General features: G+C 69.3%; 11 protein-coding genes. 8 read left to right on the forward strand and 3 right to left on the reverse strand.

The genetic code is table 11. From position 1 onward, the window contains the following. Window positions 1-54: 54 nt before the first annotated feature. Complete coding sequence (locus BM133_RS03880; protein WP_093431776.1) at window positions 55-1,107, reverse strand: Gfo/Idh/MocA family protein; 1,053 nt, start codon at window positions 1,105-1,107, stop codon at window positions 55-57. Window positions 1,108-1,251: 144 nt separating this feature from the next. Between BM133_RS03880 and BM133_RS03885 the strand changes: the two genes are divergently transcribed. From BM133_RS03885 to BM133_RS03915, 7 genes are all read left to right on the forward strand, one after another. Then, window positions 1,252-2,052: a shikimate dehydrogenase family protein gene (locus tag BM133_RS03885; RefSeq protein WP_093431778.1), complete on the forward strand. Its 801-nt coding sequence runs from the start codon at window positions 1,252-1,254 to the stop codon at window positions 2,050-2,052. Continuing rightward, window positions 2,049-3,209, forward strand: coding sequence for an acyl-CoA dehydrogenase family protein (locus BM133_RS03890; RefSeq protein WP_093431780.1), 1,161 nt, complete (start codon window positions 2,049-2,051; stop codon window positions 3,207-3,209). Before BM133_RS03885 ends, BM133_RS03890 begins: the two co-directional genes overlap by 4 nt. Window positions 3,210-3,217: 8 nt before the next feature. Next, a complete protein-coding gene (locus BM133_RS03895) occupies window positions 3,218-4,816 on the forward strand; it encodes an acyl CoA:acetate/3-ketoacid CoA transferase (protein ID WP_093431782.1) in 1,599 nt (532 codons plus the stop codon). Beyond that, the gene (locus BM133_RS03900; RefSeq protein ID WP_093431784.1) at window positions 4,813-6,504 is read left to right on the forward strand and encodes an FAD-dependent oxidoreductase; all 1,692 of its coding nucleotides are present in this window, start codon (window positions 4,813-4,815) and stop codon (window positions 6,502-6,504) included. Before BM133_RS03895 ends, BM133_RS03900 begins: the two co-directional genes overlap by 4 nt. Window positions 6,505-6,603: 99 nt before the next feature. Then, complete coding sequence (locus BM133_RS03905) at window positions 6,604-7,416, forward strand: SDR family NAD(P)-dependent oxidoreductase (protein WP_177224717.1); 813 nt, start codon at window positions 6,604-6,606, stop codon at window positions 7,414-7,416. Between the two features lie 48 nt (window positions 7,417-7,464). Further along, window positions 7,465-8,700: an ABC transporter substrate-binding protein gene (locus BM133_RS03910; protein WP_093431787.1), complete on the forward strand. Its 1,236-nt coding sequence runs from the start codon at window positions 7,465-7,467 to the stop codon at window positions 8,698-8,700. 10 nt (window positions 8,701-8,710) lie between these two features. Beyond that, the gene (locus tag BM133_RS03915; RefSeq protein ID WP_177224718.1) at window positions 8,711-9,448 is read left to right on the forward strand and encodes an SDR family NAD(P)-dependent oxidoreductase; all 738 of its coding nucleotides are present in this window, start codon (window positions 8,711-8,713) and stop codon (window positions 9,446-9,448) included. A gap of 18 nt (window positions 9,449-9,466) precedes the next feature. Here the strand turns inward: BM133_RS03915 and BM133_RS03920 are convergent, their stop codons facing one another. Beyond that, window positions 9,467-9,919: a MarR family winged helix-turn-helix transcriptional regulator gene (locus BM133_RS03920; RefSeq protein WP_093431790.1), complete on the reverse strand. Its 453-nt coding sequence runs from the start codon at window positions 9,917-9,919 to the stop codon at window positions 9,467-9,469. 36 nt (window positions 9,920-9,955) lie between these two features. Beyond that, window positions 9,956-11,578, reverse strand: a complete 1,623-nt coding sequence (locus BM133_RS03925; protein WP_093431791.1) for a flavin-containing monooxygenase — start codon at window positions 11,576-11,578, stop codon at window positions 9,956-9,958. A gap of 204 nt (window positions 11,579-11,782) precedes the next feature. On the opposite strand from BM133_RS03925, the gene BM133_RS03930 reads away from it, so the two are divergent. Then, window positions 11,783-12,715, forward strand: a complete 933-nt coding sequence (locus BM133_RS03930) for an alpha/beta hydrolase (RefSeq protein ID WP_093431793.1) — start codon at window positions 11,783-11,785, stop codon at window positions 12,713-12,715. Window positions 12,716-12,750 lie beyond the last annotated feature (35 nt).

A 12,750-nucleotide genomic window follows, 5' to 3' on the forward strand; every position in this document is an offset into this window, starting at 1 on the left:
GTGCTGTCTCCTTGATGCAAAGCTGCGATCTTCACCGATGCGCAACGCATGGCGTCACAGCACCACGGTGCGCTGCAGCCGCGCGGCCTCGTGCACGGCCAGCGCCGCCTCGAGCGTGCGCAGCCCGTCCAGTCCCGAGCACACGGGCGTTTCGCGCCCCTCGGCAACGGCGCGCAGGTGGCGCATCTGCTCGACGTACGGGTCGGCGCGGTGCACCGGCGTGCGCGTTTGCGTGAGCGGCTCGTGCCAGCCGCTCCGCCCCGCGTAGCGCCATACCTCCAGGCGCGGCAGCGTGAGCGAGCCTTCGGTGCCGCTGATGTGGTGCGAGTTGACGTCCAGCTGCGCGTAATGCGCGGCCTCGCCGGCCGCCAAGTCCCAGTTCCAGGGCGCGACCGTGGCGTCGGACACCGCGAGCACCGCCACCGCGCCGCAGGCAAAGCGCATCAGCACGCCGGCCGTGTCCTCGACCTCGTAGCCGCGCACGGCATTGGATGTCATGGCCTGCACCGATTCGATCTCGCCGATCAGGAAGCGCAGCAGGTCGATGTCGTGGATGAGGTTGATGAGCACCGGCCCGCCGCCGGCCTGGCGCCGCCACAGCGGCTCGAAGTACGTGTCGGGCTTGAGCCAGGTGGCCATGGCCGTCACGCTGACCGGCTTGCCGACCGCGCCGTCGGCGATGAGCTGGCGCGCGCTGCGCAGGATCGGGTTGTGGCGGCGCTGGTGCCCGACCATCAGCGGCACGCCCGCCGCCTCGGCGGCATCGCACAGCGTGCGGCCCTGCGCGACCGTGTCGGTGACCGGCTTTTCCATCAGCACCGGCAGCTTGCGCGCGATGCAGGCCAGGCCCACGTCGGCGTGCGTGTGGTTGGGCGTGGCGACGATCGCGGCACCCAGCGGCGTGCGCTCCAGCATGTCGCGGTAATCGGCGAACCACGGCACGCCGATCCGTTCGGCGTAGGCGCGAACGCCTTCGCCGGGATCGGCGACCGCGGCGGGGGCGATGTCGGGGTGGGCGAGCATGCGTTCGAGGTGCATGCGGCCGATGGCGCCGGCGCCGATGACGGCGACGGGCATGCGGGCGGCGGGGAAAGCAGAGGAGGTCATTTGGCCGAATTATGGAACCAACTTCGAAATCTGAACAGAGTTCCATTTTCGAATTTTCAATGTTAAGGTCTGACCGTTCCAACCACCGTCCGGCCGCGGTTTGTCCAAGGTCTGACCACGGCCGCAGCCGATCCTTTTCTTGCCATGCTCGACACCTACAGCGGCGCCACGCGCATCATCTTCATCGTCGGAGACCCCATCGCCCAGGTGAAGGCGCCGGCCTTCGCGACCCGCACGCTGCGTGCGCGCGGCGCAGACGCCGTGGTGGTGCCCGCGCACGTGCGGCCGGCCGATCTCGCGGCCTTCATGGACGTTGCCGCGCGCATGCCCAATGTCGATGGCGTGATCGCCACCGTGCCGCACAAGTTCGCGATCGCCCGGCTGTGCCACGCAACGTCCGCGCGCGCCGCGTCGATCGGTGCGGTCAACATCGTGCGCCGCGATGCACAGGGGCGCTGGTTCGGCGACATGTGCGATGGCCAGGGCTACGTCACCGCGCTGCGCAAGGCCGGGTGCGAGCCCGCCGGCCGCCGGGCGCTCCTGGTCGGCGCGGGCGGCGCGGGCTCGGCCATCGCGCATGCGCTGGTCGATGCCGGCGTGAACGCGCTGTCGGTGCACGACATCGATGCCGCGCGGCGCGATGCGCTGCTCGGCAAGCTCGCGACGTACAGCGCGCTGCAGCCGCGCGCGGGATCGGGCGATCCGCGCGGCTTCGATCTCGTGATCAACGCGACGCCGATGGGCATGTCGCCGTCCGACACGCTGCCGGTCGATGCCGCGCTGCTCGAGCCATCGGCCTTCGTGGGCGACGTGGTCACGGTGCCCGAGGTCACGCCGCTGCTGGCCATCGCGCGCGAGCGCGGCTGCCCCACGATGACCGGCATGGGCATGTTCGAGGCGGTGCGCGACGGCATCGTCGATTTCTACCTGGAACAAGCGACATGAATTTCGATCTCGGCGACGAGCAGCGCATGCTCATCGACACCGTGCGGCGCTTCATCGCCGACAAGCTGCAGCCGCTGGAGGCGGGCATCGAGACCACCGGCGTGCTCGACGACGACACCGCGCGCACCGTGCATGCGCAGGCCAGGGCCCTCGGGCTCTATGCGCTCAACATGCCCGCCGAACTGGGTGGCGCCGGGCTGGGCGCCGTCGATGCGATGCTGTGCGAAGAGCAGTTCGGCCACACCACCGACATCCTCATCCGCCGCGCCTTCGGCAATGTGTACGAGGCGCTGCTGGCCTGCCAGGGCGAGCAGGTGGCACGCTGGCTGCTGCCTTCGGTGGCGGGCGAGCGCACCTGCGCCATCGCCATCACCGAGCCCGGCGCCGGCTCCGATGCGCAGGGCATCCAGACGCACGCCAGGCCAACCGCCACGGGCTGGGTGCTCAACGGCAGCAAGCATTTCATCAGCGACGGGCTGTGGTCCGATTTCTTCCTGGTGTCGGCGCGCACGGGCGAAAAGGAAATCTCGCTCTTCATGGTCGACAAGGGCCTGCCGGGTTTCACCATCGGCAAGAACCAGCCCATGATGGGCATTCGCGGCACGCCGCACGTGGAGCTCTTCTTCGACAACGTGCCGCTCGAGCCGCTGGCGCTGCTGGGCGAGCGCGGCCACGGTTTCAAGATGGCGATGGGCGTGCTCGGCAAGGTGCGGCTGGCGCAAGTGGGCGCGCGCGCGGTGGGCAAGGCAAGCCACGTGCTCGAATTGATGACGGCCTACGCCAACGACCGCAAGCAGTTCGGCCAGCCCATCGGCAGCTTCCAGCTGGTGCAGCAGATGCTGGCCGACAGCGTGATCGAGATCAACGCCGCGCGGCTGATGGTGCTGCAGGCCGCGTGGATGCTCGATGCAGGGCGCGACGCGCGCGACTGGATCGCGATGGTGAAGGTGCACGCGGCGGAAACGCTGGGCCGCGTGGTGGATCGCGGCGTGCAGCTCTTCGGCGGCATGGGCTACTGCAAGGACTTGCCGATCGAGCGCTACTACCGCGACGCGCGCATCTACCGCATCTTCGACGGCACCTCGGAAATCCATCGCACCGTGATCGCGCGCAGCGTGCTGAAGCGCGGCGCGGCCCTGTTCGAGCTGCACCGGTGAGCCCGCGCATGCAGTCGAAGTTCATCGACGCCGATGCCGCGGCGACGCTGATCGAAGACGGCGCCACGCTCGCGCTCATGGGCGGCGGCGGCGGGCTGATGGAAGCCACATGCCTCTTCCAGGCGGTGGAGCGGCGATTTCTCGCCTCGGGGCATCCGTCGAACCTCACGGTCGTCCATGCGCTGGGCATCGGCGACAAGAAATCGCTGGGCATGAACTGCTTCGCGCACGAGGGCATGGTGCGCAAGGTGATCGGCGGGCACTGGGTGTGGTCGCCGCGCATGCAGCAGCTGGTGGCGGCAGAGAAGATCGAGGCCTACATCCTGCCGGGCGGCGTGTCGTCGCAGTTGTTGCGCGAAATAGGCGGCGGCCGGCCGGGGCTTTTCACGCACGTGGGGCTCGGCACGGTCTGCGACCCGCGGCATGGCGGCGGGCGCATGAATGCCAGCGCGAAGGAAGACCTGGCCGAGGTGGTGCACATCGATGGACGCGAGTACCTGCGCTACAAGCCCTACAAGGTGGATGTGGCGCTGGTGCGGGCCTCTGCCGCCGATGAGGACGGCAACATCAGCTTCGAGCACGAAGCGGCCAACCTCGACGCGCAGGCCATCGCGCTGGCCGCGCGCGCCGGTGGCGGCCGCGTGATCGTGCAGGTGCGCGAGCGGCTCGCGCGCGGCGCGCTCAAGGCGCGCGAGGTGCGCATCCCGGCCGCGTGGGTGGATGCGATCGTCGTCGATCCGCAGCAGCGCAGCAGCTACGCCATTCCGTTCGATGCGCGGCTGTCGGGCGAACTCACGGGCGCCGAACGCTTCGAGGTGGAAGCACCCGGCGACGAGCCCTTCGGCGAACGCCAGGCCGTGGCGCGGCGCGCCGCCTGCGAGCTCTTCGAAGGCGCGGTCGTGAACTACGGCGTGGGCGTGCCCGATGCCGTGGCGCGGCTGGTGGCGCGGCGCGGCGAGCTCGGCCGCATCTACCAGACCATCGAACACGGCACGTACGGCGGCTCGCTGCTGGACGGCGAGCTGTTCGGCTACGCGCGCAATGCGTCGGCGATCCTCGATGCGCCGACACAGTTCGACTTCTATGCCGGCGGCGGCCTCGACATCGCCTTCCTGGGCTTCGGCGAATTCGATGCAGAGGGCAACGTGAACGTGTCGCGCCTGGGCGGCCTGGCCGTGGGGCCGGGCGGCTTCATCGACATTGCGCAGAACGCGCGGAAGGTCGTGTTCTGCGGCACCTTCTCGGCCAAGGGCGTGCGGCTGGAAACCGGCGACGGCGCGATGCGCGTGGCGCAGCAGGGCGGCGTGCGCAAGCTGGTGCGCGCGGTCGAGCAGGTCACCTACAGCGGGCCGCAGGGGCTGGCGCGCGGCCAGGAGGTGCTGTACCTCACGGAGCGCGCGAGCTTCCGGCTGACGGCGCACGGCACGGAGCTGTTCGAGCTCGCGCCCGGCATCGACCTGCAGCGCGACGTGCTCGACCAGATGGATTTCATGCCGCAGCTGGCCGACGCCATCGCGACGATGCCCGCGGCTCACTTCATGCGCGCCGACGATTTCAACGGCGCGATGGGTTCGCCCCTTCGTGCCATGCCTGGAGCAGAACAATGAAGGAAGAGGTCGACCTGATCGTCATCGGCGCCGGGGCTGCGGGCATGACGGCCGCGCTGGTGGCCGGGCTCGAAGGCTGCGACGTGCTGCTGTGCGAGGCCACCGAGCAGGTCGGCGGCACGACGGCCACGTCGGCCGGCACGATCTGGGTGCCCAACAGCAGCGCCAGCCGGCAAGCCGGCTTCGAGGACAGCGTGGAAGACGCGACGCGCTATTTGGACGGACTCATTCCTTCGGGCGCCGGCCGCGCGCTGCGCGAGGCGTACCTGCGCAGCGGGCCGGCGATCGTCGACGACCTGGCGCGGCGCACTGCGCTGCAGTTCGTGCCGGCCGGCAGGCACCCCGACTACGTCGACATTCCCGGCTCGCGCGTGTTCGGCCGCGCGCTGGCGCCGCTGCCCTTCGACGGGCGCACGCTGGGCAGCGAGTTCGCACGCATTCGCGCACCCATGAAGGAATTCATGGTGCTGGGCGGCATGATGGTCGGCAAGGCCGACATCGGCCATCTCGTGGGGCGCTTCAAGTCGTTCGCAAGTTTCAAGCACACCGCGGGGCTGGTGCTGCGCTACATGGGCGATCGCCTGCGGCATGCGCGGGGAACGCGCCTGGTCATGGGCAATGCGCTGGTGGCGCGCTTCTATGCCAGCCTGAAAGCCGCCGGGGTGCCGGTCTCGTTCGGCACGCGCATCGACGGGCTGATGCTCGAGAACGGCCGCGTGGTCGGCGCGCACCTGTTGCGCGGCGGGCAGCGCTTCGAGGTGCGGGCGCGGCGCGGCGTGGTGCTGGCCACGGGCGGCTTCGGGCGCCATGCGCATCTGCGCGAGCAGCTCATGCCGCGCGGCCATGCGCACTGGCCTTCGCTGATCTTCGAAGGCAACGAGGGCGGCGGCGTCGATGCGGCGCTGCGCGTGGGGGCGGCCATGGACAACACCGAAGGCGCGGGCGTTTTCTGGCAGCCCGTGTCGATCACGCGGAACAAACAGGGCCAGCCCGCGGGCCTGTTCGCGCACCTGTTTCTCGACCGCGCCAAGCCGGGCCTCATCGCGGTCGATTCGGCCGGCCAGCGCTTCACCAACGAGGGCAACTCGTACCACTACTTCTGCCGCGACATGGTCCAGCGGCACGCGACGGTGCCTGCGATTCCCGCGTGGGTGGTGTGCGATGCCGACTTCCTCTGCAAGTACGGCCTGGGCCTGGTGCATCCGGGCACGACCGATGTCTCGGCCCACGTGAGGAGCGGCTACCTCAAGAGCGCCGGCACCATCGAAGCGCTCGCCCGCGACATCGGCGTCGACCCTGCAGGCCTGGCGCGCACGGTGGCGCGCAACAACGAATTCGCCGCCACGGGCATCGACGAAGACCATGGCAAAGGCAGCACCGAGGTCAGCCGCTTCAACGGCGATGCGGGCCACAGGCCCAACCCCTGCCTCGGTCCGATCGCGCGGGCGCCTTTCTGCGCGATGGCGCTGTGGCCGGCCGACGCGGCGGCGGACGCGGGCCTGCGCACCGATGCCGATGCGCGCGTGCTCGACGCCCAGGGCCGCGTGATCGAAGGGCTCTACGCCGCCGGCAACGACATGGCGTCGGCCATGCGCGGCGCCTACGCCGGACCGGGCACGACCATCGGGCCGGCGATCGTGTTCGGCTACCGCGCCGCCATGCACGCGAAGGGCACGCCGGTCCTGTAGCTTTTTTCGTTATAGGTCCTTCCGTACATTGGACTGACCAATGGTGAATTCGGCGCATAATCTACGCAAGCGCGCGACAGCGCCTTCCGGAGACATGACTTGACGACACCCGACACCTCTTCCCGCTCGACCGTGGCCATCGTCACGGGAGCCGGCGACGGCATCGGCTGGGCCACGGCCCAGCGGCTGGCCCGCGACTTCGCCCACGTGGTCATCGCCGATGTGCGCGCCGAGGCCGCCGGCGCCCGTGCCGCCGAACTCGGCACAGCCCACGCGGGCATGGCCTGCGACGTGACCTCCGAGGCCAGCGTGGTCTCGCTGATGCAGCAGGTGCGCGAGCGCTTCGGGCGCATCGACGCGCTGGTCAACAACGCGGGTATCGGCGAGCAATCGGTCATGACGCTGGAGCAGACGGTCGACGCGTTCGACCGCATCCTCGCGGTGCACCTGCGCGGCGCCTTTCTCTGCAGCCGCGAGGCGGCGCGGGTGTTCGTGGCCCAGCAGTCGGGCGCGATCGTCAATATCAGTTCCATCGCCGGGCTGCAGGGGCACCCGGGCCGCAACGCCTACGGCGCGGCCAAGGCCGGCATTGCGTCGATGACCGAGGCCATGGCCTGCGAATGGGCGCGCGACGGCATCCGCGTGAACGCGGTGGCGCCGGGCTATGTGTTGACCGAGCTCGTCAAGTCGCTGGTGGCCAGGGGCGCGCTCAACCTCGGGGACATCGAGGAGCGAACGCCCATCGGCCGCACGGCGCAGCCCGCCGAAATCGCCGAGGCCATCGCCTTCCTGGCATCGCCGCGCGCGAGCTTCATCACCGGCGTGACGCTGCCGGTGGACGGCGGATGGCAGGCCTTCGGCGCGCCGCCGGCCAAGCTGGGCACGGTCAAGGAAAAGCGCGTGGCGCCCTAGCCGGGCACCACGGCGCCGCGCAACTTCAAACAAGAGGAGACACGACACATGAGCTTCGACAACACCGGATTGCGCCGTCGGCGCCTCATCCAGGGCGCCGCCGCAGCGGCCGCCTTGCCCGGCTTCTACATCGGCAGCGCCGCCGCGCAGCAGACGCTCAAGATCGGCATGGTGATCGCCAAGCAGGGCCCGTTCGCCCAGCAGGGCGGCGACCTCGCCAAGGGTGTGCAGATCGCCTTCGACGAGGCCGGCGCCAAGGTGCTGGGCCGCCCGGCCGAGCTGATGTGGCTCGACGAGGCCAACCCGCAGGGCGCGGTGCAGAACATCACCAAGCTGATCGAGGAGGAAAAGGCGATCGCGGTGCTGGGCGGTACCTCGAGCGCCACGTCGCTGGCCATGGGCTCGGTCGCGCTGCGCGCCAGGGTGCCCTTCATCTCGGTCAACGGCGCCGCGCGCGAGATCACGGGCAAGGACTGCAACCCCTTCATGTTTCGCGCGCCGGCCTCGGTGCCGGTGTATGCGCAGGCCATGGCCGATCAGATGCTGGCGGTGGGCAAGAAGTGGTACTTCATCGTGGGTTCGTTCGCGTTCGGCGAAGACGTGGTGTCGACCTTCAGCGAGGTGCTCAAGGCGCGCGGCGGCACGGTGGTGGGTGTGGACCGCACGCCGGTCGCCACCACCGACTACAGCTCCTTCGTGCTGAAGGCCCGCGCCGCCAAGCCCGATGTGGTGATCAGCGGTGCGGCCAACGTCGAGCCGCTGCTCAAGCAGTTCAAGGAACTGGGCCTGACCGGCAACATCGCCATCGCCGGCCCGGCCGTGAGCGACACCGACCTGTGGAGCGCGAGCCCCGATGCGCTCGCCGGCATCTTCGGCAAGTCCTGGTACTACAACGACCCGAACAATTCGCCGGCCGAGAAGGCCTTCGTCGCGGCCTACCGCGCCAAGGAGGGCAAGCCGCCGTCGGACCGGGTGTTCTTCGGCTGGCACTCGATGAAGCTGCTGCTCGCGGCCGCGCAGCAGGGCAACAGCACGGAGCCGATCCGCCTCACGAAGGCACTGGAAGAAGTGCGCGTGCCCGATGGCGCCAACTCCGTGCTCTTTCGCAAGGGCGACCACCAGCTGCTGCGCCGCCTGGTGGTGGGCACGGCGCACAAGCCGAATCCGGCGGACAAATGGGACGTCGTCGACGTCAAGTCATCGGCCCCGGCCAACCAGGAGGCGCTGGAGAAGCTGTACGGCGACCCGGTGCAACTGGGCTGCAAGATGGCGCCGATCGCCTGAGGCCCGCGCCATGCGCAGCTTCGAGGGACAGGGCGTTCTCATCACCGGCGGCGCCGGCGCGATCGGCATGGCGTGCGCGCGCCTTTTTCTCGGCGAAGGCGCCCACGTGCACCTGGCCGACATCGACCGCGACCGGCTCGGGCAGGCGCACGCCGCACTGTCGCCGCTGGGCACGGTCACGGCGCATTGCTCGGCACTGGACACGCCGGCGGAATGCCGCGCCGCCTGCGCGTCGTTCGGCCGCAGGACCGATGCGCTGGTGCACATGGCCGGCGTGTTCGAGCCCGATCCGCTGGATGCGGACGACCGCCAGGTGTGGCTGCGCGCCATCGGCAGCAACCTTACCAATGCGTACGAGATGGCCATTGCCTTTCGCGCCCAGCACCAGGGCGCGAAGCAGCCGGGGCGCATCGTGCTGTGCAGTTCGCGCGCCTTCCAGCGCGGCGCGCCGGGCCGCGCGGCCTACACGGCGGCCAAGGGCGGCATCGTGGGCCTCACGCGCACCTTCTCGCGCGAATTCGCGCCGCACATCCGGGTCAACGCGATCGCGCCGGGGCTGATCGAAACGCGCATGACGGCGGGACTGATCGCGAGCGCCGGCGAGCAGCGGCTGTCGGAAATCCCGCTCGGCCGCTTCGGCCAGCCCGAAGACATCGCAGGCGTGGTGCGCTTCCTGTGCGGGCCCGATTCTTCCTACGTGACCGGCCAGCTCATCACGGTGGACGGCGGCACGCTCAACGGGTCCTGAGCCGCGCCGGCCGGCGGTCTACTCGTCGCCGTGGCCGACTTTCTGCACGGCTTCCAGATTGCCGAGCATGCGGTTCAGGCTGCGGACCAGCGTCTCGCGCTCCTGCCTGGAGAAGCCGGTCAGCAGCGCCTCTTCGCGCGCGACCGCGAGCTTGATGATGCGTTCGTGCAGCTTCTTGCCACTGGCGGTGGTGGCGTACTCGATCTTGCGCAAACCGTTCGGGCGCGACTTGAGCCAGCCGCCTTCCTTGAGTGCCGAGACGCTGCGGCTCACCGCGGCCTTGTCCAGGCCCATGAGTTCGCAGGCCTGGGAGGCGGTGGACCATTCGTAGATCTCGAAATACGAGAGCACCCGCCAGTCGGTCACCCCGAGGTCGAAGCGCTCGCGGTACAGCGCCGAGGCACTGGCGGCGATCTTGTTCGACAGCCACAGCAGCAGGCCAGGGACGTAGCGATCGAGTTCGAGCTTCATGGCCACGGATGGTACCGGGGCCGCGGGGCCGCCGGCTCAGCGCAGCGAGTAGCCTTCGTAGCCCTTGGCCGCCACGCCTTCGATGATTCGCCTGTAGGCCGGCACGCCCGCCACATAGGGCATGAACACGCGCGGCTTGCCGGGCATGTTCGCGCCGATGTACCAGGAGTTGCCCACCGGGTAGAGCGTCTTGTTGGCGGCCTCGTTGACGTGGCCGACCCAGTCGTCTTCGGCCGGCTGCAGCGCCTCGATGCGCGTGATGCCGTCGGCGCGCGTCTGCCGGATCAGCGAAGAGATCCAGTCGACGTGCGTCTCGATCGAATGCACCATGTTGCTGAGCACCGAGGGGCTGCCGGGCCCGGCGATGACGAACAGGTTCGGAAAGCCCGCGATCGACAGTCCGAGGTAGGTGCGCGGGCCGCCGGCCCACTTCTCGCGCAGCGACTGGCCGTCGACACCGCGGATGTCGATGGCGAGCACCGCGCCCGTCATGGCGTCGAACCCCGTGGCGAAGACGATGGCGTCGAGCGCGTAGTCCTGTTGCGCCGTGCGCAGGCCCGCGGGCGTGATCCCGGTGATGGGCGATGCCTTGACGTCGACCAGCGAGACGTTCTCGCGGTTGAAGGTCTCGTAGTAGTCGGTGTCCACGCACAGGCGCTTGGTGCCGAAGGGCAGGTCGTCGCGCGGGCACAGGAGCTCGGCGGTGGCCGGGTCTTTCACGATCTGGCGGATCTTGGAGCGGGCGAACTGCGCGGCGTACTGGTTGGCCTGCGGGTGGCGCAGCAGGTCGGAGAACGCGCGCAGCATGCGAAAGCCGCCGCCCGCGCCGCGCCAGCGGAACTCGAACTCCTTCAGGCGTTCTTCGTCGGACACCTCCAGCGCCGACTTGTCGTTGGCGTTGAGGTATTGCCCCGTCATCGCCTCCCGGCCCAGCGCGCGGCGGTGCGCGTAGTTGGCCTTGACCTGGTTGAGCACCGCTTCGCTGAGCGGCTCGTTCTGCGCCGGCACGCTGTAGTTGGCGGTGCGCTGGAACACGGTGAGGTGGCTGGCCTGCGCGGCGAGCAGCGGCGTCATCTGCACGCCGCTGGAGCCGGTGCCGATGAGGCCGACGCGCTTGCCCGTGAAATCCACGCCCTCGGTCGGCCAGTCGGCGCTGTGGTACCACTTGCCCTTGAAGCTTTCGAGGCCGGGGAAGCTGGGGGCCTGCGGGATCGACAGGCAACCGGTGGCGAGGACGAGGTACTGCACCTCGAAGCGCTCGCCGTCTTTCGTCGTGACGGTCCAGCGCCGCGATGCATCGTCGTAATGCGCGGCGCTCACGCGGGTGCGCAGCTGGATATCGTTGCGCAGGTCGAAGCGGTCGGCCACGTGGTTGACGTAGCGAAGGATCTCGGCCTGCGGTGCGTAGCGCTCGGTCCAGTTCCATTCCTGCTGCAGTTCGTCGCTGAACGAGTAGGAGTAGTCCAGGCTCTCCACGTCGCAGCGCGCGCCCGGGTAGCGGTTCCAGAACCAGGTGCCGCCGATGCCGTCGCCCGCCTCCAGCACGCGAACGGACAGCCCGAGCTTGCGCGCCCGGTACAGCTGGTAGAGCCCGGCAAAGCCGCAGCCGACGATCAGCATGTCCAGGCGGGCGGGGGTGGATGGTTCAGTGGTGGTCATGGCCGGATCCTTGGAGGTCTTGTCTCGAATGGTGGTTCGTATCGGTTCAAATGGTACGACCGATAAGTTGAGAAATCAACCTAAACAGGTTGACGATGAAACCTGATGCTTACCCTGATATCCGTGAAAACAATGGTAAGGCCATTGACAAATACCCTTCTTCCCACATACCTTCGAGACCGAATCAACGCACGCGGAACGCCCATGGACCAGGAAATCGAGACATTGCTGCAGAAGGTGAAGCAGGCCAATCGCGCGCCGTACTGGCAGGGCACGCCGGAGGCCGCGCGCAGCGGCCCGATGCTGATGGCGCTGTTGTTCGGCGACGCGCCGGCCGTGGCGCGCGTGGAGAACTTCACCGTCCCTTCGTCGGGCGGCTTCGCGCTGCCGGTGCGCCTGTACGTGCCGTCGGCCGAGCCGAAAGGCTTGATCGTCTATTTCCACGGCGGCGGGTGGGTGATCGGCACCGTCCAGGGCTTCCACCCGATGACGGCCACGCTGGCCAATCGCACCGGGTGCGCGGTGCTGTCGGTCGACTACCGGCTCGCGCCCGAGCACCCGTATCCCGTGCCGGTGGAGGACGCGCTGGCCGCCATCGGCTGGGCCGCGGCGCACGGCGCGGGAGCCATCGGGCTCGAGCCGCGCGCGCTCATCGCCATGGGCGACAGCGCGGGCGGCAACCTCGCCACCGTGGCCTCGCGCCTGCACAACGAGGGCAAGCCGCGCCGCAAGGTCGACCTGCAGGTGCTGGCGTACCCGGTGACCGGCCACGATTTCGATACGGCCAGCTACATCGAGTTCGCCGAAGGCAACCTGCTCACGCGCAACGACATGAAATGGTTCTGGGACCACTACCTGCCCGATGTGTCGAAGCGGTCGCATCCGGACGCATCGCCGCTGCATGCCCAAGACCTGTCGGCATCGCCCGCCGCGCTGGTGCTCACGGCCGGCCGGGACCCGCTGCGCGACGAGGGCGAGGCCTATGGCCGGAAGCTCAGGCAGGCCGGCGTGCAGGCCGAGGTCGTGCGCTGCGAAGGGCTGCTGCACGGCTTTCTCGCAATGATCAACTACGCGCCGAGCGCCGGGCGCGCCTTCGATCGCATCGTCGCGGCCATCGGCGAGGCGACCGCGAAATGAGCGTCGCGCTGCACGACAGCGGCGATGCCGGGACA

It is taken from the genome of Variovorax sp. 770b2, from assembly GCF_900115685.1.
Lineage (GTDB): Bacteria > Pseudomonadota > Gammaproteobacteria > Burkholderiales > Burkholderiaceae_C > Variovorax.